This is a genomic window from Streptomyces phaeofaciens (assembly GCF_014648915.1).
In the GTDB taxonomy this organism is placed as follows: Bacteria; Actinomycetota; Actinomycetes; order Streptomycetales; family Streptomycetaceae; genus Streptomyces; species Streptomyces phaeofaciens.
Genome location: NZ_BMSA01000005.1, coordinates 71882 through 91349, shown reverse-complemented (window position 1 = coordinate 91349; position 19468 = coordinate 71882). Strand labels below are relative to the sequence as shown.

The following is a 19468-nucleotide window of genomic DNA, read 5'->3' as shown; positions in this document are numbered from 1 at the left end:
CCACCATGACCGTGACCACGACCCAGAAGGCAGCGACGGTCGAATTCCGCGGCCTGCGCCGGGAGTTCGGGCCGACCGTGGCCCTCGACGGCCTCGACCTGACCGTCCGGCCGGGTGAACTCCTCGCCCTGCTCGGCCCGTCCGGCTGCGGCAAGACCACCGCACTGCGGATGCTCGCCGGCTTCGAGCATCCGGACTCCGGTGCGGTGCTGGTCGACGGCGAGGACGTGACCCGCGTCCCGGCCCACCGCCGCGACGCCGGGATGGTCTTCCAGTCGTACAGCCTCTTCCCGCATCTCGACGCGGTCGACAACGTGGCCTTCGGGCTGCGGATGCGGAAGGTCCGCACCGTTGAACGGCGGTCCCGCGCCGCCGAGTTGCTGGAACTGGTCGGGCTCACCGACCAGGGCGGGCGCTACCCGCACCAGCTCTCCGGCGGCCAGCAGCAGCGCGTCGCCCTGGCCCGCGCCCTCGCCCTGCGCCCCCGGGTCCTGCTCCTCGACGAACCGCTGTCGGCGCTCGACGCCAAGGTGCGGCTCACCCTGCGCGAGGAGATCCGGCGGCTCCAGCTGGAGCTGGGCATCACCACCCTGTTCGTCACCCACGACCAGGAGGAGGCCCTGTCCATGGCGGACCAGGTCGCCGTGATGCACGCCGGACGGCTCGAACAGTGCGCGGCGCCGGCCGAGCTGTACGCACGGCCCGCCACGCCCTTCGTCGCCGAGTTCGTCGGGACGATGAGCCGGCTCCCGGGCCGGCTGACCGGCGGCGAGGTCGAGGTGCTCGGGCAGCGGCTGCCGGTCGACGGGCCGGTGGCGGCGGGGCCCGAGGTCGACGTCCTCGTCCGGCCCGAGGCGATCGGGGTGCGCGCCGACGACGAAGGCGACGCCCGCGTGATCGCCACCTCGTTCCTGGGCGCGGCCGTCCGCGTCACCGTCCGGCTGGCCGACGGCACCGAGGCCAAGGCCGATCTGCCCGCACACGAGGCCACCGGGCTGGGCGCGGGCGCCGCGGTGCGGGTGTCCCTGCCCCGGCGGCCGGTGCTGGTGGCGGAACGTACCGCCTGATCCCCACGGACACGACTCCCCCCACGACCCATGAAAGAGAGAACCGTGACTCGACTCCCCCTCCAGGCCGTCCTGTTCGACATGGACGGCACGCTCGTCGACACCGAGCGGCTGTGGTGGGAGGCGGTGGAGCAGGTGGCCGGCCGGGCGCTGACCGAGGCGGACCGGCCGGACGTGCTCGGCCGCCCGGTCGAGCACACCGCCGACTGGCTGGCCGCCGCCACGGGCACCCCGGCCGCCGCCCTCGCGCGGGAGCTGCACCGCGAGTTCGCCGACCGCGTCCGCGCCGGCATCGCCCCCCGCCCCGGCGCGCTCCGCCTGCTCGACGCCCTGGCCCGGGCGGATGTGCCCACCGCCCTGGTGACCGCCTCCCCCCGGTCCGTCGCCGACACCGTCCTGGCCGCCCTCGGCGCGAGCCGCTTCGCCGTCTCCGTCACCGCCGACGACACCGCCTTCACCAAGCCCGCCCCCGACCCCTACCTCGCCGCCTGCCGTGCCCTGGGCGTCGACCCGGCGGCCTGTGTGGCCGTCGAGGACACCGAGACGGGGGTCGCCTCCGCCGAGGCGGCCGGCTGCGCCGTCCTCGCCGTGCCCTCGCTCGCGCCCATCGCGCCCGCGCCCGGCCGGACCGTGCTGAGCAGCCTGGAGGGCGTCACCGTCACCGGCCTGCGCTCCCTGCTGCCGCACCGGCTGCGCGTGATGACCTGGAACCTCTGGTACGGCGGCACCAAGGTGCGGGACCACCGCGCCAAGCAGCTCAAGGTCATCACCGAGACCGATGTGGACGTGGTCGGCCTCCAGGAGACGTACGGCACGGCCGCCGAGGAGCTCGCCGACGCCCTCGGCTGGCACGTGCACCGGGCCGGCGAGAATCTCGGCATCATCAGCCGCCACCCGATCACGGCCGGCCTCGGCGACCCGGACGTCGGCTTCTACGGGGCGGCCGGCGCCCGCGTCCGGGTGGCCGAGGGCACCGAGGTCGACGTCTGGACGGCCCACCTCGACTGCGCGCCGTACGGCCCCTACGAGGCCGCCTTCGACGGGCTTTCGGCCCCCGCCCTGATCGCCCACGAGGCGGGGCGGCTCGCACGGATCGAGGACGCGCTGCACCGCATCGGCACCACCGGGCCCGCCGTCCTGACCGGTGACTTCAACAGCCCCTCCCATCTCGACCGGCCGGACGTGGCGTGGCCGGTGACGACGGCGGCCGAGGCGGCGGGCTTCGCCGACTCCTACCGCGAGGCGCACCCCGATCCCGCGCGGGACCCCGGCCACACCTGGTCGCCGGTGCACACCGACCACGAGGACGGCGGGGGCCGCCCCGAACCCCAGGACCGGATCGACTTCGTGCTCCACCGGGGCGGCCTGACGGTGCTCGACTCCCGGACGGTGGTCGCCGGCACCCCGCGCCCCTGGCCCGACGTCGCGGACAACGACTGGCCCTCGGACCACGCCGCGGTGGTCACCACGTTCGCCGTGCCCGACTGCTGACCGGAGGTAACCCGCGGTAACCGTTGCGGGACGGAGTGATCGTCCCGTAGCTTGTGCCGCACTTTCTACTGACTGGTAACCCCGGCAGGTATCCCATGCGCTGGCCCGTCGGCCGACCCACCACCGTCCGCACGCGGATCGTGGCGCTCGCACTCGCCCCGGTCGTAGCACTGATGGCGCTGTGGAGCTTCGCCATGGTGTCGGTCACGGGCGAGCTGCGCGCCCTGATCCGCCTCCAAGGCGTCTACGAGGACTTCGGCACCCCGGTCGACACCGCCGTCGGACAGATCCAGATCGAACGGCGGCTCTCGGCGGCCTACCTCGGCGCGGCCCACGACACGCCCACCGCCGGAGACCTCCTCGCCCAGCAGCGCCGCACCGACCGCGCCGTGAGCGCCATGCACGACGCGATCCGGGACGGCGACCGCGGCCGGCTGACCGGCCGGCAACGCCAGACGCTGGACGCGATGCTCCACGCGGCCGACGGACTGGACGCGCTCCGGGACCGGGTGCTGTCCCGCAGGCTCACCTGGGACCGGGCCGTCACCGCGTACGGCGCCCTCGTGGAACCCGGCTTCGACGCCCAGTCCGCGCTCACCGCCCTCCAGGCCGGACAGCTCGCCCGCGAGTCCCAGGTCGTCATCGAACTCGTACGGGTAAGGGAGTTCGTCTCCCGCGAGGACGCCCTGGTCGCCGGGGCACGCGCCGCCGGCACCCTCACCGACCGGCAGTACGACACCCTGACGGCGACGATCGAGGACCGGCGGGTCTTCGAGCGGACGTACGTGCCGGACCTGCCGTCCGACTCGCGCACCCTCTTCGAGGACTTCCAGCGAGGGGACCTGCACCGCTCGCTCGTGGAGGGCGAGGACGCCCTGCTGCGGGCGGGTCCGGCGCGCGCCGGGAAGGCCGTCGCGGCGGACACCTGGCGCACCACCACCGACCGCGCCGTGAAGCGCTACATGCAGCTGTGCACCCGGTCCGCCGAGAACTCGGCCACCCGCGGGCGGGCCTTCGCCTACCGCGAGCTGACCAAGGCGGCCGTGGTCGGCGTCGCCGGGCTGTCCGCCGTGGGGCTGTCGCTGTGGTTCGCGGTGCGCGGAGCGCGGCGCATCTCGCGGCGGCTGGAGACCCTGCGGGACGACGCCGACCTGCTGGCCGCCCGGCAGCTGCCCGACGTGATGCGGCGGCTGAGCGCCGGCGAGAACGTGGACGCGGCCGCCGAGGCACCGCCGCTGGCCGCCGAGGAGGGCCGGGACGACGAGATCGGCCAGGTCGGCCGGTCCTTCAACAGCGCACGCCTGGCCGCCGTCGAGGCCGCCGTCACACAGGCCGGCCTGCGCAGGGGACTGTTCGCCGTGCTCCTCAACATCGCCCGCCGCAACCAGGCGCTGGTCCACCGTCAGCTGAAGCTCGTCGACACCCTGGAACGGCGCACCGAGGACCCCGAGGTGCTCGGCCAGCTCTTCCGGATCGATCACCTCACCACCCGCATGCGCCGCCACGCGGAGAGCCTGATCATCCTGTCCGGCGCGGCACCCGGGCGCAGATGGCGGCGGCCGGTGCCGGTGGCGGACGTGGTGTCCTCCGCCGTCGGCGAGATCGAGGACTACACGCGTGTCGTCGTCCCGCCGATGCCGGAGGTCGGTGTCGCGGCGGACGCGGTGGCCGACGTGGCGCACCTGATGGCCGAACTGCTGGAGAACGCCACGGTGTTCTCACCACCCCACACCCAGGTCACCCTGCGCACCGGCCGGGTGTCCGGCGGTTTCGTCCTGGAGATCGACGACCGGGGTCTCGGCCTCGACCCCGACCAGCTCGCCGACGCGCAGCGCACCCTCACCGACCCGGACGCCTTCGACCCGACCCGGCACGACCGGCTGGGCCTCTACGTCGTCGGACGCCTCGCGGCGCGCCACGGCATCCAGGTCACCCTGCGGGACTCCCCGTACGGCGGTACGACCGCGGTGGTGCTGCTCCCGTCCACGGTCCTGGCGGCCGTGCCCCCGCAGGGCCCGGACCCGGCCACGCACGCCCCCGGCGAGCGGGAGCCGTCGGCCGGCCACGACCGGGCCCCGGCGCCGGGCACGGCCGGTGTCCGCACGAAGGCCCCCGCGGCCGGGCACGGCGGGGCCGAACGGCCCGTGGGGGCGGCGCTGCCCACGCGCGTGCGGCAGGCATCGCTCGCCGCCCCGCTGCGCGCCGAGCCACCACCCCGTGACACGACCCCGGAGCGCGAAGTCGACGCCGAGGAGATGAGGGCCGTCTTCGGCGCCTTCCAGCGAGGTCTGGAACGCGGCCGCCAGGGCCTGCCCACGAGTACGGACGGCGACGAAGGCACGGAGGCCGACGATGCACGATGACGACCAGATCCCCGAACCGCCGGAGCCCGCGGCCGGAGCCCCCGGCACCGGCCTCGGCTGGCTGCTCGACGACCTCGTGGCCAGGACCGACCACGTACGCCACGCCGTCCTCCTCACCGCGGACGGCCTGCCCCTGAGCCACTCGGAGGGCATGTCCGGACGGGACATCGAGCACCTCGCCGCCGTCTGCTCCGGCTTCCACAGCCTGGCCCGCTCGGCGGGGGAGCGCTTCGCCGCGGGAGAGGTACGGCAGACGATGGTGATGCTGGAGGAGGCCTACCTCTTCATCACCCCCGCCGGTGACGGCAGCCGTCTGGCCGTGCTGAGCGACGTGCGGACCGACGTCGGACAGCTCGCCCACGAGACGGCCCTGCTCGTCCGCCGTCTGGGCAGCCACCTGGACGCCGGCACACGCTCGGCCACCTGATCCGCCGGTGACGGACCACTGGTACGAGGACGAGACCGGGTCGATGGTGCGCCCCTACACCGTCACCCGGGGCCGCACCCGGCCCTCCGGCCGGCACACCATCGACCTGATGTCCCGGGTCACCGCCCTTCAGGAGCGGCCGGCCGGGCCGGAGGTCGACCACGCCCGCGTCGCCCTGCTCGACCTGGTGCGCCGCGGCCCGCGCCCGGTCGTCGAACTCGCCGCGGACGCCGACCTGCCGCTGACCGTCGTCCGGGTACTGCTCGGCGACCTGGCCGAGGCCGGGCTGGTGCGCATCGACGAGCCTCGCCGCGTCCTGCCCGGCGGCGTCGAGGCCGACCCGGACCTGCTCAAGGAGATCGTCGACCGGCTCCGGGAGCTCTGATCGCGGCGCCGCGTACGCGGCGCGGCACCCCGGCCGTCGGTGCGGGCGGATTCTCGCTGGGCAGCGGGGCCCCGGCTGTCTACCATCGATGGCATGACCTGGCGACATTGATCCCCCAGCCGCGCCTCCCGAGGACCGCCTCGGACGCCGTACCCACGACGTCCGATCCGCCCCCCTCGGGAAGGCACCATGACACTCTCACCCCCGCGTGCGCCCGCCACCGGCGTCCGGCGGCTCACCGCCACGCTGTACGGCTACGCGTTCCTCGACGAGTTCGTCCTGCTCTACCCGGTGTACGCGCTGCTGTTCGCCGACACCGGGCTGTCCGTCTGGCGGATGTCGTCCCTGTTCGTCCTGTGGTCGGCGACCGGCGTCCTGCTGGAGGTCCCCTCCGGCGCCTGGGCGGACGCCGTCTCCCGCCGGACGCTGCTCGTGCTCGGCCCGCTGCTGGGCGCCGCCGGCTTCGCCCTGTGGGTGATCGTCCCCTCGTACGGGGCGTTCGCGGCCGGTTTCGTCCTGTGGGGCGCGCGCGGCGCGCTGGGCTCCGGCGCGCTGGAGGCCCTGGTCTACGAGGAACTGGAGCGGCTCGGCGCGGCGGACCGCTACGCCCGGGTCATGGGCCGCGCCCACGCGGCCGGGCAGGCCGCCGCGATGGCCGCCATGGGCCTGGCCGGACCCGTCTTCGCCGCCCACGGGTACCCGGCGGTCGGCGCGGCCAGCGTGCTGGCCTGTCTGCTCTGCGCCGCGACCGCGGCCCGTTTCCCCGAGCACCGCGTCCCGGCCGCCGACGGCGACGGCCCCGGCTGGGCGGCGACCCTGCGGGCCGGGCTCACCGTGGCCCGCGGCGACCGCTCCGTCCGGGGCGCGCTGCTGCTCGTGCCCGCCGTCGCCGCGGTCTGGGGCGCCCTCGACGAGTACACCCCGCTGCTGGCCCGGGACACCGGCGTCCCGGACGCGGCCGTCCCCTACCTGCTGGTGCTGATCTGGGCCGGCGTCACGGCCGGCAGCCTGCTCGCCGGACCCGCCGAGCGGCTGGGCGCGGGCGCCTTCGCCGCGCTGCTCACGGCCTCCGCGCTCGCCCTCGCCGTCGGCGCGCTCGCCGGGACCCCGGCCGGCCTCGTCCTCGTCGCCCTCGCCTTCGGCGGCTTCCAGCTGGCCACCGTGCTGGCCGACGTCCGCCTCCAGCACCGCATCGAGGACACCGGCCGGGCCACCCTCACCTCGGTCGCGAGCCTGGGCACCGAGGCGGTGACCATCGGCGTGTACGGCACCTACGCCGCCCTCGCCACCACGGGCGGCCACGGCACCGCCTTCGCCCTGTGCGCGGTGCCGTACCTGCTGACGGCGGTGGCCGTGGCCCGGGGGAGGGGGAAGCGAGGGCGGCGGCGCGGCCCGGGCGGGTGACCCCGGGGGGAAGGGAAAAGGCGAGGCCAGGGCGTGTGTGCGGCAGGGGGCGAGGTGGGCGCGCCGTGGGGGCCGGGTGGGCGCGCGGTGAGGGCACGCAACGAATCGCCGCCGGATGCCCCATGCACGCAACGTTCCGCTCACCGCCGCGCAACGGCTCCTCCTTGTCCGGCTCGCGCGGCCGACCGTACGGTCTAGGTGGCCCCCCACTCCCTCCTTCGCACCGGTGAGGATCACGCATGCGCACCGCCCTGCTCCAGAGCTCCGGCCGCCCCGGATCCGTCGCCGGGAACCTCAAGGTCCTCGACGAGGCCGCCGGCCGGGCCGCCGCCGCGGGCGCGGGGCTGCTCGTCGCACCGGAGATGTTCCTCACCGGGTACGCGATCGGCGACGACATCGCCCGTCTCGCCGAACCCGCCGACGGCGACTCCGCCGACGCGATCGCCGAGCTGGCCGGCCGGCACGGCCTCGCGATCGCGTACGGCTACCCGGAGCGCGCCCCCGAGGCCGTGTACAACTCCGCGCAGCTGATCTCCGCCGACGGCACCCGGCTCGCGAACTACCGCAAGACCCACCTCTTCGGCTGCTTCGAGCGTGACCACTTCACGCCGGGCGGACAGCCGGTCGTGCAGGCCGAGCTGGACGGCGTCCGCGTCGGCCTCATGATCTGCTACGACGTCGAGTTCCCGGAGAACGTCCGCGCCCACGCCCTGGCCGGCACCGACCTCCTTCTCGTCCCGACCGCCCAGATGCACCCGTTCCAGTTCGTCGCCGAGTCGGTGATCCCGGTGCGCGCCTTCGAGAACCAGATGTACGTCGCTTACGTCAACCGGGTCGGCCGGGAGGGCGAGTTCGAGTTCGTCGGGCTCTCCACCCTGGCCGGACCCGACGGTGTCGCCCGGACCCGGGCCGGGCGCGGTGAGGACCTGGTGTTCGCCGACGCCGACCCCGTCGCCCTCGCCGCCTCCCGCGAGGCGAACCCGTATCTGAAGGACCGCCGCCCCGGCCTCTACGGGTCCCTGGTCTGACGTCCGCCCCCCACCCCCCCCGCTCATCTTTGCCGCAAGGAGTCCGTACCCCATGACGTCCATGGTGCCCAACGCCGTCGAACACACCGACGAGCAGCAGCCGCCGATCACCATGTTCGGCCCGGACTTCCCGTACGCCTACGACGACTTCCTCGCCCATCCGGCGGGGCTCGGCCAGATCCCGGCGACCGGGCACGGCACCGAGGTCGCCGTCATCGGCGGCGGACTCTCCGGCATCGTGGCCGCCTACGAGCTGATGAAGATGGGCCTCAAGCCTGTCGTCTACGAGGCCGACCGGATCGGCGGCCGGCTGCGCACGGTGGGCTTCGACGGCTGCGACCCCTCGCTCACCGCCGAGATGGGCGCGATGCGCTTCCCGCCGTCCTCCACGGCGCTCCAGCACTACATCGACCTGGTGGGCCTCGAGACCGTCCCGTTCCCCAACCCCCTCGCCGAGACCACCCCTTCGACGGTCGTCGACCTCAAGGGCGAGTCGCACTACGCCGAGACCGTCGAGGACCTTCCGCAGGTCTACCGCGATGTCGCCGACGCCTGGAACAAGTGCCTCGAAGAGGGCGCCGACTTCTCCGACATGAACCAGGCGATGCGCGAGCGGGACGTGCCGCGCATCCGGGAGATCTGGGCGAAGCTCGTCGAGAAGCTCGACAACCAGACCTTCTACGGCTTCCTCTGCGACTCCGAGGCCTTCAAGTCCTTCCGCCACCGGGAGATCTTCGGCCAGGTCGGCTTCGGCACCGGCGGCTGGGACACCGACTTCCCCAACTCCATCCTGGAGATCCTGCGGGTCGTCTACACGGAGGCCGACGACCACCACCGCGGCATCGTCGGCGGCTCCCAGCAACTGCCGCTGCGCCTGTGGGAGCGCGAGCCGGAGAAGATCGTCCACTGGGCGCAGGGCACCTCGCTGGCGACCCTGCACGAGGGCGGCGAGCCCCGCCCGGCCGTGACCCGGCTGCACCGCACCGCCGGCAACGGGATCACCGTGACCGACGCGAACGGCGACATCCGCACCTACCAGGCGGCGATCTTCACCGCCCAGTCCTGGATGCTGCTCTCCAAGATCGCCTGCGACGACTCGCTCTTCCCGATCGACCACTGGACGGCGATCGAGCGCACCCACTACATGGAGAGCTCCAAGCTCTTCGTGCCCGTGGACCGGCCCTTCTGGCTCGACAAGGCCGTCGACGCCGAAGGAAACGAGACCGGCCGGGACGTCATGTCGATGACGCTCACCGACCGGATGACGCGCGGCACCTACCTCCTCGACGACGGCCCGGACAAGCCCGCCGTCATCTGCCTCTCCTACACCTGGTGCGACGACAGCCTGAAGTGGCTGCCGCTGTCCGCGAACGAGCGGATGGAGGTCATGCTGAAGTCGCTCGGCGAGATCTACCCGAACGTCGACATCCGCAAGCACGTCATCGGCAACCCGGTGACGGTGTCGTGGGAGAACGAGCCCTACTTCATGGGCGCGTTCAAGGCCAACCTGCCCGGCCACTACCGCTACCAGCGGCGCCTGTTCACCCACTTCATGCAGGACCGGCTGCCCGAGGACAAGCGGGGCATCTTCCTGGCCGGCGACGACATCTCCTGGACGGCCGGCTGGGCCGAGGGCGCCGTGCAGACCGCGCTGAACGCCGTCTGGGGCGTCATGCACCACTTCGGCGGCACGACCGACGCCACCAACCCCGGCCCGGGTGACGTGTACGACGAGATCGCCCCGGTCGAGCTGCCCGAGGACTGACCGGCCTCACAGGGGCGTGAGCAGCATGCGCCCCGCGAAGCCGACCGCCGTGTCCAGGCGCTCGGTGAACTCCTGGGCGACATCCGGGAGTCCGCGCAGCGCCCACAGCGCCCGGGCCGCCGTCCAGGTGGCGTCCCGGGCCCGCTCCAGGCTCCAGGAGCCGAGCAGATGGGTGAGCGGGTCGGCGATCTGCAGGAGGTCGGGGCCCGGCATCAGCTCCTCGCGGACCCGCTCCTCCAGCGCGACGAGGAGATCGCCCACGCGGTCGTACTCGTCCTCCAGATCGGCCGGTTCGCAGCCGAGGCTACGACAGGCGTCCACGACGGCCAGCGCCAGATCGTGCCCGATGTGCGCGTTGATGCCCGCGAGCGCGAACTGAAGCGGACGTACGCCGGGATGGCGGCGCATCTGGAACAGCGGGCGCCAGCAGGCCGGCGGGCGCCGGTCCTCCTCGGCCGCGTCGACCGCCGCCAGGTACCGCTCCGCGAACCGTACGTCCAGGGTGACCGCGGCCCGTGCGTCCCCGAACCGGCCGCTGTCGATCCGCCGGTCCACCTCCCGGGTCACGGCGAGGTAGACGCGGTTGAAGACCGCGATCCCGTCCCGCGGCGGCAGGCACGCGTCGAGGACGCGCATCCGGGCGAGCACCTCGTCGACCGCGGTGTCCACGGGCGGTTGGGCGAATGGGGTGAACTGTTGCGATCGCGGCATGGGGGAAGGGTGGCAGCCCTAGGCTGGCCCGCGCGTCGGCGGGCCGGAGGCTTCCCCGGAACGGGGGAACGGCTCTGTCGCGCGGGAGGGGAACGGCACGGTGCGAGGACTGCCTGAGCGACGGCCCGGCCGGCGCGGCGTGATGGTGGCGGCCGCCGCGGCCGTCGCCGCCGTGGCCGTCGCGGCCGGCACGATGACCGCGCTCGGCCAGAGCGCGGCGGACGACGGCCCGGCGCCGCACGCGGCCCGGCCGCGGACGAGCGTGACGGCCGGGCCGCCCGCCCCGACGCCCTCCCCGTCCCCTTCGGCCGGCTCGCAGCGGCCGAGCGCCACCGCCACGCCCGCCCCGACCCCGAGGAAGCCGCAGGCTGCCGCCGTGTCCTCCGCCCGCCTCTACCACCACCCCGACTCACAGGTCGTGGACTGGGTCCGCGAGCACCCGGACGACCCGCGCCGCGCGGTCGTCGAGTCCAGGATCGCGAACCGCCCGGCGGCGGTGTGGTTCACCGAGTACGCGCCCGGCACCCTCACGTCACGGGTGCGCGCGGTCACCTCCGGCGCCGCCGCCCAGGGCCGGGTGCCGGTCCTGGTGGCCTACGCGATCCCCGACCGGGACTGCGGCGGCGCCTCCGAGGGCGGAGCGCCCGACCTCGGCGCCTACGACGGCTGGATCGACCGGTTCGCCGCGGGGCTCGGCTCCCGCGAGACCGTCGTGATCCTGGAGCCCGACTCCGTCGCCCAGGCCGACTGCCTCGACGAGGAACAGCGCGCCGCCCGGTTCGCCTCCCTGGCCCGCGCCGGCCGGGTGCTGAGGGCGGCGAACCCGAAGGCCCGCGTCTACTACGACGCCGGCCACTCCCGCTGGAACACCCCGGCCCAGCAGGCCGCGCTCCTGAAGCGGGCCGGGGCCACCGCCGGCGCCGGCATCTTCAGCAACGTCTCCAACTTCCAGCGCACGGCCGACGAGATCGCCTACGACCGGAAGGTGCTGGACGCCCTCGGCGGACCTCCCGGCCTGGGCGCCGTCATCGACACCAGCCGCAACGGCAACGGCGCGCCCGCCGACGGCGCCTGGTGCGACCCGGACGGCCGGACGATCGGCCGCGCCCCCACCCTCGACACCGGCGAGCCGCGCATCGACGCCTACCTGTGGGTGAAGCTGCCGGGCGAGTCCGACGGCTGCAAGGGCGCGGCGGGCGAGTTCAGCCCGGCATACGCCTACGAGCTGGCCTCGCCGTAGGAAAACGGGAGCGGCGAGCTTCTCAGGAGCGAGGGTCGGGCACCCTGGCGGCCGGCCGGCCGACCTCGGCGCGCTTGCGTTCGCCGCCGCGCAGTACGCCCGCGAACACCACGAGCCCGCAGGCCAGCGCCGTGACCACGACGAACGACACCATCAGGCTGGTCAGCTGGGCCACCCCGCCGATCAGGCTCGGCGCGATCAGCCCCGAGGTGTAGGTGATCGTCGCGACACCCGCGATGGCCTGACTGGGGTTCGGCCCGCTGTGCCCGGCGGCGGCGAAGCACAGCGGTACGACGACGGCGATCCCGAGGCCCATCAGCCCGAACCCCGTCATCGCCACCGCGGGCCCGCCGGCGACCACGACCAGCAGCCCGCCGAGCGCGGCCAGCACCCCGCCCGCCCGGACCGTGCGCACCGCCCCGAACCGGTCGACGACCGCGTCGCCCACGAGCCTGGCCACCGCCATGGTGAGCATGAACCCGGTCGTGCACGCCGCCGCCAGACCGGCCGAGGAGCCGATGTGGTCCTCCAGGTACACCGCCGACCAGTCCAGGCTCGCGCCCTCCGCGAAGACCGCGCAGAATCCGACCGCGCCGATCAGCAGCGCCGAGCGGGGCGGCAGCGCGAACCGCGGCGGCGGCTCCTCGTCCTGCGTGGGCCGCAGGTCCAGCACCCAGCGGCAGGCCAGCAGGCCCAGCACGGTGAGCACGGCCGCCGCCAGCGTGTGATGGACGCGCCCGTCCGCGTCCAGGTGCGCGGCGAGCGTCCCGGCCGCGGAACCGATCAGGGCGCCCACGCTCCACATGCCGTGCAGCCCGGACATGATCGACTTGCCGAGCCGGTGCTCGACCTCGACGCCCAGGGCGTTCATCGCCACGTCGGCCATGCCGGCGGCGGCGCCGTAGACGAACATCGCCAGGCACAGGGTCGGCAGGTTCGGCGCGAGGGCCGGCAGCGTCAGGGACAGCGTCCACAGGGTGATCAGCACCCGCAGCGCCGTACGGCTGCCGAGCTGGTGGGTGATCCGTCCGGCCAGCGGCATCGAGCAGGAGGCGCCGAACGCGGTGAAGGCCAGCGCGAAGCCGAGCTGCCCCGCGCCCACCGAGGCGTGGTCCTGGATCCAGGGCACCCGGGTCGCGAACGAGCCGGTCACCGCGCCGTGCACGGCGAAGACGGCCGCCACGGCGTACCGGGCGCGCCGGACCTCCGTCGGTGCGTGGACCACTGCGTTCATTCTCCCGCCCCTTCCGGAATCCGTGCCCGCCCCGACGCGCGCCGCGGACCTGCGGCGCCGGACGGCCGACGTAAACTATCAGGAACCCTGCCTGATAAATAGAGCGCGGTGCGGAGGGCTCTCCGTCGCCCGTGGGAGGATTCCCGCCATGCCCGCATCACCGAGCACCGCACGGGCCATCAACGACCGGCTGGCCCTGCGCCTGCTCCAGGACGAAGGTCCCTTGACGGCGCCGCAGTTGAAGCAGCTCACCGGCCTGTCCCGGCCGACCGTCGCCGACCTCGTCGAACGCCTCGCCGTCTCCGGCCTGATCGAGGTCGTGGGGGAGGCCGGCGCACAGCGGCGCGGCCCCAACGCCCGCCTCTACGGCATCGCCGCCGACCGTGCCCAGCTCGCGGCGCTCGACGTGCGCACCGAGGGTGTCGCCGTACTCGTCTCCGACCTGGTCGGCCGGGTGCTCGCCGAGGCCTCCGTGCCGATCGGCGGCGACACCGGCACCGGGGCCGCGGTGGAGCGGGCGGTGACGCTGGTCGAGCGGGCGGCGAAGCAGGCGGGGGCCGACCGGCTGCACACCGTCGGCATCGGGGCGCCCGGCCTGATCGACCCCGCGAGCGGCGAGCTGCGCGACTCCTCCGGCCTGCCCGAGTGGCACCGCCGTCTGGTGGCCGTCCTCCAGGAACGCCTCCCGCGGGCCCGGGTCAGCGTCGAGAACGAGACCAACCTCGCGGCACTGGCGGAACAGCGCGAGGGCGCCGCCCGGGACCGCGACACCTTCGTCCTGCTCTGGCTGGGCCACGGCACCGGCGCCGCCGTCGTCCTCGACGGCCGGCTGCGCCGCGGCGCCTCCGGCGGCACCGGCGAGATCGGCTTCCTGCCGGTGCCGGGCACCTCGGGGCTGCCCTCGGCGACGGACTGCGAGGGCGGCTTCCACTCCCTGGCGGGCTCGGCGGCGATCACCGCGCTGGCGGAGGAGCACGGGATCACCGCGCGGCCGGAGGCGGGGGAGCCGACGGGGGCGGCGGTGGTGCGGGCGGCGGTACGGGCGGTGTCCGCGGGCACGTCCGTCCCGCAGGGTGCCCCGGCTCCGCGCACCGCCGACGTCTTCCTCGACGCCCTCGCTGAACGTCTCGCCCTGGGCGCCGCCTCCGTCGCCGCCGTCCTCGACCCCGGCTGCGTGGTCCTCGGCGGCGAGGTCGGACAGACGGGCGGGGCCGAACTGGCCGGACGGGTGGCCCGCCGGCTGGAGCGCATGACGCCGCTGCCCACCGAGGTACGGCCGAGCGCCCTGGGCGGCGGCGCGGTGCTGCGCGGGGCGCTGCTCACCGCGCGCGAGTCCGCCCAGGAGACGCTGTTCGGGGCGTCGTAGCCGCACGGCCCACGGTTCGCTGGCTTACCGGGCTTACCGGGCTTACCGGGCTTACCGGGCCTTCCGGGGCGCCGGCCCGCTGTCCTCTCGCGCCTCAACGGCGGGAGCGTGCCGCCAGATACTGCTCGAAGGTCCCCTTGCCCACCGCGTGCTCCGGTGCCAGATGGCCGCCCGCGCGGAACTGCCGGTACGCCGCGCCCCACAGGGGCACGTTCACCAGCGCGCGCCGCCGGCCGCTCGCCTTCAGATAGGCGCGGGCCAGCGACTCGAGGGTACGGACCTCGGGTCCCGCCAGGTCCTCGACCCGCCCCGCCGGAGCGCCCGCCGCCAGCTCGGCGAGCCGTGCCGCGACCTCGGCGGTCTCCACCGGCTGGTCGCTGACCCCGGCCGGCAGCAGCATCACCGGTACCTTCGCCAGCCCCTCGAACAGCTGGAGCAGCAGATCGTGGAACTGGGTCGCGCGCAGCACGGTCCAGCCCAGCCCCGACGCCTCCACCAGCTCCTCCACGGCGAGCTTGCTCTTGTAGTAGCCGAAGGGCACCCGGTCGACGCCGACGATCGAGATGTAGACCAGATGGCCGACGCCGGCCTTGCGCGCCGCCGCGATCAGCACCTCGGCCGGCCGCTCGTCACCCCCGCGCGGCGAGGTCGCGCAGTGCACGATCGTGTCCACGCCCGCGACGGCCGCGTCCAGCCCCGGTCCGCCCTCGCGCAGATCGACGGCGTACGGCTGGGCGTGCCGGCTCAGCACCCGCACCTCGTGCCCGTCCGCGCGCAGCCGCGCGGTGACGAGCCGGCCGAGCGTTCCGGTACCGCCGGTCACCAGGATCGTGCTCATGCTGTTCAGTCCCTCCGGACACCGGGCGCTCCCGGGTGGAACGCCCCTCGTCAGCTGAGACCGGGCGGCACCCGCGAAATGTGACAGCCCCCGGCCGCCGTCACGCCGGGCCGAGCTGACGCCGTACGAACTCCAGCTTGTCCGGGTTGAGCACGACCCGCACTCCCGCGATGCCGTCCGCGTGGCACTCGAAGGAGACCGTGCCCGCCAGGGCGTCGCCGTCCCGGACGAGCAGGCCCGGACCGCCGTTGAGCTCGGCGGCCGTGAAGGTCATGCCGGCCGCGAAGGTGGTGAACGCCCCGGCCAGGAAGCGCAGCACCTTCGCACGGCCCTCGATCGGCCGCAGGGCCGACCTGACCCGTCCGCCGCCGTCGCTCCACCAGGTCACATCGGCCGCGAGCAGCCGCTCCAGCCCGGCGAGGTCCCCGTCCCGGGCGGCCGTGAGGAACGAGTCGACCAGCTCCTCCCGGCGCGCGGGCGTCGCCTCGAACCGCCCTTCCGGAGCCGCCAGCCGTTGTTCCGCCCGCCGGTACAGCTGACGGCAGTTGGCCTCGCTCAGGCCGAGCGTCCCGGCGATCTCCCGGTGCCCGTAGGCGAACGCCTCCCGCAGGACGTACACCGCCCGTTCCGTGGGAGTGAGCCGTTCCAGCAGCACCAGCACGGCGAACGAGACGGCGTCCCGCCGCTCGGCCGACTCCGCGGGGCCCGAGCCACGCTCCTCGGGGGGTGGGGGAGGGCCGAGCGTGCCGTCCGAGGTGAGGACGGGCTCGGGCAGCCAGACCCCGACGTACTCCTCGCGTCGGGCGCGGGCGGAGGAGAGCCGGTTGAGGCAGAGGCGGGTGACGGTGGTGGCGAGCCAGGCGGCCGGGTGGGCGATCTCGGTCCGGTCGGCGCCGCTGAACCGCAGGTAGGCGTCCTGGACGGTGTCCTCGGCCTCGTGGGCCGACGCCAGCATCCGGTAGGCCAGGCCGAACAGCCGGGGGCGGTGCCTCTCGAACTCCTCGGCGGTCGCGCTCGTCATGGCATCACCCTGCCAGAACCCCGAGTCGGGGCCGACGCCGCGTGGTTGGGGGGCCCGGCGGAGGGCAAGGGCCGTCGTCACCGCCGCCGGGACCGCACTCGCCGACCTTAAGAGGACTAGACCATTGCGTCAATAGGTATGGACCAATTTCAAGGCGTCGGGAAAGAAGGGGAGTTGGACCGGAGTCGGGGCTCTCCGGGACGGCGGAGAAGTCCAGCGAGGCCGCCTGTGAGGCACCCCACATATCTCGCCCGTATGGACCTCGATCGGGCGTGGCACACTGGCCCTGTACCTAAAGCAGCGCACTCCGGGGTCGGTGAAAGTCCGAACCGGCGGTTACAGTCCGCGACCCGGTCACTTCCAGTGACCGGTTGACCAGGTGAAATTCCTGGACCGACGGTTAAAGTCCGGATGGGAGGCAGTGCGCGGCGGGCGGGCATTCGTGCGCGCCGCCGTATACGTACTCGTCCGTGGACGAGTACGTCCGGCGTCGCCCCGGTGTTTTCGTCCGTACCTTCTGTCGCTCTCGACAGGCCCCGGAGTCCGTGCCCGATCGTGGCAGGAGGACCCGGGAAGTGTTCACCGGAATCGTCGAAGAGCTGGGTGAGGTCACCGCCGTCGAGAATCTCGGCGACGCCTCCCGCTTCAGGCTGCGCGGCCCCGTCGTGACCGACGGTGCGAAGCACGGCGACTCCATCGCCGTGAACGGGGTCTGTCTCACCGTCGTCGAGCACGAGGGAGACGAGTTCACGGCCGACGTCATGGCCGAGACCCTCGACCGCTCCAGCCTCGGCGCCCTCACCGTCGGCTCCCGCGTCAACCTCGAACGACCCACGGCCGTCGGCGCCCGCCTCGGCGGACACATCGTCCAGGGCCATGTCGACGGCACCGGCGAGGTCCTGGAGCGCAGGCCCTCCGAGAACTGGGAGATCGTCAAGGTCTCCCTCCCCGCCGGCCTCGCCCGGTACGTCGTGGAGAAGGGCTCCATCACCGTCGACGGCATCAGCCTCACGGTCGTCGAGGCCGGCCCCGACTTCTTCACCGTCAGCCTCATCCCCACCACGCTCGAACTGACCACGCTCGGCCGCAAGCAGCCCGGCGACCCGGTCAACCTCGAGGTGGACATCGTCGCCAAGTACGTCGAGCGGCTGCTGGCGAGCACGCAGGGAGCGGCCAGGTGAACCGGCTGAACTCCGAGGCCTTCGTCCTGTTCGACCAGCACATCCTCTGGTCGGACATGATCGGCAATATCCTCGGCCTGATCGCCCTCGCCCTCGGCTGGCGCCGCTCCCTGTGGAGCTGGCCGGTGCAGTTCCTCTCCGGCATCGTCCTCTTCGGCGCCTTCTACGGCCACCTCACCGGCAGCGCGGGCAAGCAGGCCGTCGTCATGGCCGTCGCCCTGTACGGCTGGTGGCAGTGGAACCGCATCAAGGGGCAGGCCGAGGAAGGCGGTGACGGCCACATCACCCCGCGCTTCGCCACCGGGCGCGAGCGCGCGGCGATGCTGGGTGCCGCCGCCGTCGGCACGGTCGCCGTGGCCCTGCTCTTCAAGGCCTACCCGACCCTGTCCTGGGACCCCTGGCCCGACGCCTACATCTTCGTCGGCACCATCGTCGCCATGTACGCCCAGGCCCGCGGCATGGTCGAGTTCTGGTTCGCCTGGCTCCTGGTCGACCTCGTCGGCGTCCCCCTCAACTTCGCCAACGGCTACGCCTTCTCCGGCTTCGTCTACGTCATCTACGGCGCGCTCGTCCTGTGGGGCATGCGCGACTGGTGGCTGCGCTCCCGCAAGGGCACGCGGCCCGCTCTGGAAGGAGCGCCGGCATGAGCACGGCACCGATCCTGTACAGCACCGACGGCCTCGAGGACCTCACCCTCGACCCGGTCGAGCGGGCCATCGCCGACATCGCCGCCGGCCGCCCGGTCGTGGTCGTGGACGACGAGGACCGCGAGAACGAGGGCGACCTCGTCGTCGCCGCCGAGAAGGCCACCCCCGAGATCGTCGCCTTCATGATGAGCGAGTGCCGCGGTCTGATCTGCGCGCCCATGGAGTCCGACGAGCTGGAGCGGCTCAAGCTCCCCCAGATGGTCGAGGACAACACCGAGTCGATGAAGACCGCGTTCACGGTCTCCGTCGACGCCTCCGCCGCCCACGGCGTCACCACCGGCATCTCCGCCGCCGACCGCGCCACCACGCTCCGGCTCCTGGCCGGCGGCGAGGCGCAGGCGACCGACTTCGTCCGGCCCGGCCACATCTTCCCGCTGCGGGCCAAGGCCGGCGGCGTCCTCACCCGCAACGGCCACACCGAGGCCGCCGTCGACCTCGCCCGCCTCGCGGGACTGCGCCCGGCCGGCGCGATCGTCGAGATCGCCGGCGAGGACGGCCGGATGCTCCGGCTGCCCGAACTGATCCCCTTCGCCCGCAAGCACGGCCTGACGATCATCTCCATCGAGGACCTGATCGCCTACCGCCGCGACGCCGAGCCGACCGTCCGCCGCGAGGCCGAGACCCGGCTGCCCACCACCCACGGCACCTTCACCGCGTACGGCTACCGCTCCACCGCCGACGGCGTCGAGCACGTCGCCCTGGTCCACGGCGAGATCGGCGAGGGCGAGGACGTCCTGGTCCGGATCCACTCCGAGTGCCTCACCGGCGACATCTTCTCCTCCCAGCGCTGCGACTGCGGCCCCCAGCTCGACGCGTCCCTGGAACGCATCCAGAGCGAGGGCCGGGGCGTGGTGGTCTACCTGCGCGGACACGAGGGCCGCGGCATCGGCCTGCTGTCCAAGCTCCAGGCGTACGAGCTCCAGGAGCAGGGCCACGACACCCTCGACGCCAACCTGGAGCTGGGCCTGCCCGCCGACGCGCGGGACTACGGGGCCGGCGCGCGGATCCTCGCCGACCTGGGCGTGCGCAGCGTACGGCTGATGACCAACAACCCCGAGAAGACCGACGCGCTCGTCCGGCACGGCATCGTGGTCGCGGCGCGCGAGCCCATGCCCGTCCAGGCGGGCGAGCACAACATCCGCTACCTGCGCACCAAGCGGGACCGGATGGGGCACGACCTGCCCTGGCTGGACACGGCCCCCGTGTCCCCCTGCGGCAACCAGTAAGAACGGCACGACGG

17 protein-coding genes and 1 riboswitch are annotated in these 19468 nt (G+C 73.9%); of the genes, 13 read left to right on the top strand and 4 right to left on the bottom strand.

Going from position 1 to position 19468, the window contains the following annotated elements:
- Window positions 1-5: 5 nt before the first annotated feature.
- The 8 genes from IE275_RS11890 (at window position 6) to IE275_RS11855 (ending at window position 9930) form a co-directional block, all read left to right on the top strand.
- Window positions 6-1067, top strand: coding sequence for an ABC transporter ATP-binding protein (locus IE275_RS11890; protein ID WP_189710682.1), 1062 nt, complete (start codon window positions 6-8; stop codon window positions 1065-1067).
- Between the two features lie 30 nt (window positions 1068-1097).
- Complete coding sequence (locus IE275_RS11885) at window positions 1098-2558, top strand: HAD-IA family hydrolase (protein ID WP_373299201.1); 1461 nt, start codon at window positions 1098-1100, stop codon at window positions 2556-2558.
- A 95-nt stretch (window positions 2559-2653) separates the two neighbouring features.
- Window positions 2654-4921 carry a sensor histidine kinase gene (locus IE275_RS11880; protein WP_189710678.1) on the top strand — a complete coding sequence of 756 codons (2268 nt, stop codon included), beginning with the start codon at window positions 2654-2656 and terminating at the stop codon, window positions 4919-4921.
- Window positions 4911-5348: a roadblock/LC7 domain-containing protein gene (locus IE275_RS11875; protein WP_189710676.1), complete on the top strand. Its 438-nt coding sequence runs from the start codon at window positions 4911-4913 to the stop codon at window positions 5346-5348. The genes IE275_RS11880 and IE275_RS11875 overlap by 11 nt, the downstream gene beginning before the upstream one ends.
- Before the next feature lie 7 nt (window positions 5349-5355).
- Entirely contained in the window at window positions 5356-5733 is a 378-nt protein-coding gene (locus tag IE275_RS11870) for a DUF742 domain-containing protein (RefSeq protein WP_189710674.1), read from the top strand.
- Between the two features lie 189 nt (window positions 5734-5922).
- The gene (locus IE275_RS11865) at window positions 5923-7137 is read left to right on the top strand and encodes an MFS transporter (RefSeq protein WP_189710672.1); all 1215 of its coding nucleotides are present in this window, start codon (window positions 5923-5925) and stop codon (window positions 7135-7137) included.
- Between the two features lie 239 nt (window positions 7138-7376).
- Complete coding sequence (locus IE275_RS11860) at window positions 7377-8165, top strand: carbon-nitrogen hydrolase family protein (RefSeq protein WP_189710670.1); 789 nt, start codon at window positions 7377-7379, stop codon at window positions 8163-8165.
- 52 nt (window positions 8166-8217) lie between these two features.
- Complete coding sequence (locus IE275_RS11855; RefSeq protein ID WP_189710668.1) at window positions 8218-9930, top strand: flavin monoamine oxidase family protein; 1713 nt, start codon at window positions 8218-8220, stop codon at window positions 9928-9930.
- A gap of 6 nt (window positions 9931-9936) precedes the next feature.
- Here the strand turns inward: IE275_RS11855 and IE275_RS11850 are convergent, their stop codons facing one another.
- Window positions 9937-10641: a DUF5995 family protein gene (locus tag IE275_RS11850; RefSeq protein WP_189710666.1), complete on the bottom strand. Its 705-nt coding sequence runs from the start codon at window positions 10639-10641 to the stop codon at window positions 9937-9939.
- Window positions 10642-10783: 142 nt separating this feature from the next.
- Between IE275_RS11850 and IE275_RS11845 the strand changes: the two genes are divergently transcribed.
- The gene (locus IE275_RS11845; protein WP_189711114.1) at window positions 10784-11881 is read left to right on the top strand and encodes a glycoside hydrolase family 6 protein; all 1098 of its coding nucleotides are present in this window, start codon (window positions 10784-10786) and stop codon (window positions 11879-11881) included.
- Window positions 11882-11903: 22 nt separating this feature from the next.
- Here the strand turns inward: IE275_RS11845 and IE275_RS11840 are convergent, their stop codons facing one another.
- A complete protein-coding gene (locus IE275_RS11840; protein ID WP_189710664.1) occupies window positions 11904-13115 on the bottom strand; it encodes an MFS transporter in 1212 nt (403 codons plus the stop codon).
- A gap of 148 nt (window positions 13116-13263) precedes the next feature.
- Between IE275_RS11840 and IE275_RS11835 the strand changes: the two genes are divergently transcribed.
- A complete protein-coding gene (locus IE275_RS11835; RefSeq protein WP_189710662.1) occupies window positions 13264-14481 on the top strand; it encodes an ROK family transcriptional regulator in 1218 nt (405 codons plus the stop codon).
- Between the two features lie 94 nt (window positions 14482-14575).
- Here the strand turns inward: IE275_RS11835 and IE275_RS11830 are convergent, their stop codons facing one another.
- A complete protein-coding gene (locus IE275_RS11830) occupies window positions 14576-15319 on the bottom strand; it encodes an SDR family oxidoreductase (protein WP_189710660.1) in 744 nt (247 codons plus the stop codon).
- Window positions 15320-15419: 100 nt separating this feature from the next.
- Window positions 15420-16340, bottom strand: a complete 921-nt coding sequence (locus tag IE275_RS11825) for an RNA polymerase sigma-70 factor (protein WP_189710658.1) — start codon at window positions 16338-16340, stop codon at window positions 15420-15422.
- A 298-nt stretch (window positions 16341-16638) separates the two neighbouring features.
- Window positions 16639-16769: riboswitch (FMN riboswitch) on the top strand.
- Between the two features lie 146 nt (window positions 16770-16915).
- Between IE275_RS11825 and IE275_RS11820 the strand changes: the two genes are divergently transcribed.
- From IE275_RS11820 to IE275_RS11810, 3 genes are read left to right on the top strand one after another with little or no spacing between them, the layout of a single operon-like run.
- Window positions 16916-17521 carry a riboflavin synthase gene (locus tag IE275_RS11820; RefSeq protein WP_189710656.1) on the top strand — a complete coding sequence of 202 codons (606 nt, stop codon included), beginning with the start codon at window positions 16916-16918 and terminating at the stop codon, window positions 17519-17521.
- Window positions 17518-18168 (top strand): nicotinamide riboside transporter PnuC, encoded by a 651-nt coding sequence (gene pnuC / locus IE275_RS11815; protein WP_189710654.1) that lies wholly within the window; start codon window positions 17518-17520, stop codon window positions 18166-18168. Before IE275_RS11820 ends, pnuC begins: the two co-directional genes overlap by 4 nt.
- Complete coding sequence (locus IE275_RS11810; protein WP_189710652.1) at window positions 18165-19454, top strand: bifunctional 3,4-dihydroxy-2-butanone-4-phosphate synthase/GTP cyclohydrolase II; 1290 nt, start codon at window positions 18165-18167, stop codon at window positions 19452-19454. The genes pnuC and IE275_RS11810 overlap by 4 nt, the downstream gene beginning before the upstream one ends.
- The last annotated feature ends 14 nt before the right edge of the window (window positions 19455-19468 follow it).

What these genes read in the sequence shown, in the direction of transcription:
- IE275_RS11835 (WP_189710662.1), top strand. Translation starts at nt 13,264, where the DNA reads ATGCCCGCATCACCGAGCACCGCACGGGCCATCAACGACCGGCTGGCC.
- IE275_RS11830 (WP_189710660.1), bottom strand. Translation starts at nt 15,319, where the DNA reads ATGAGCACGATCCTGGTGACCGGCGGTACCGGAACGCTCGGCCGGCTC.
- IE275_RS11845 (WP_189711114.1), top strand. Translation starts at nt 10,784, where the DNA reads ATGGTGGCGGCCGCCGCGGCCGTCGCCGCCGTGGCCGTCGCGGCCGGC.
- IE275_RS11890 (WP_189710682.1), top strand. Translation starts at nt 6, where the DNA reads ATGACCGTGACCACGACCCAGAAGGCAGCGACGGTCGAATTCCGCGGC.
- IE275_RS11840 (WP_189710664.1), bottom strand. Translation starts at nt 13,115, where the DNA reads ATGAACGCAGTGGTCCACGCACCGACGGAGGTCCGGCGCGCCCGGTAC.
- IE275_RS11810 (WP_189710652.1), top strand. Translation starts at nt 18,165, where the DNA reads ATGAGCACGGCACCGATCCTGTACAGCACCGACGGCCTCGAGGACCTC.
- IE275_RS11850 (WP_189710666.1), bottom strand. Translation starts at nt 10,641, where the DNA reads ATGCCGCGATCGCAACAGTTCACCCCATTCGCCCAACCGCCCGTGGAC.
- IE275_RS11860 (WP_189710670.1), top strand. Translation starts at nt 7,377, where the DNA reads ATGCGCACCGCCCTGCTCCAGAGCTCCGGCCGCCCCGGATCCGTCGCC.
- IE275_RS11875 (WP_189710676.1), top strand. Translation starts at nt 4,911, where the DNA reads ATGCACGATGACGACCAGATCCCCGAACCGCCGGAGCCCGCGGCCGGA.
- IE275_RS11880 (WP_189710678.1), top strand. Translation starts at nt 2,654, where the DNA reads ATGCGCTGGCCCGTCGGCCGACCCACCACCGTCCGCACGCGGATCGTG.
- IE275_RS11825 (WP_189710658.1), bottom strand. Translation starts at nt 16,340, where the DNA reads ATGACGAGCGCGACCGCCGAGGAGTTCGAGAGGCACCGCCCCCGGCTG.
- IE275_RS11855 (WP_189710668.1), top strand. Translation starts at nt 8,218, where the DNA reads ATGACGTCCATGGTGCCCAACGCCGTCGAACACACCGACGAGCAGCAG.
- IE275_RS11885 (WP_373299201.1), top strand. Translation starts at nt 1,098, where the DNA reads ATGAAAGAGAGAACCGTGACTCGACTCCCCCTCCAGGCCGTCCTGTTC.
- IE275_RS11865 (WP_189710672.1), top strand. Translation starts at nt 5,923, where the DNA reads ATGACACTCTCACCCCCGCGTGCGCCCGCCACCGGCGTCCGGCGGCTC.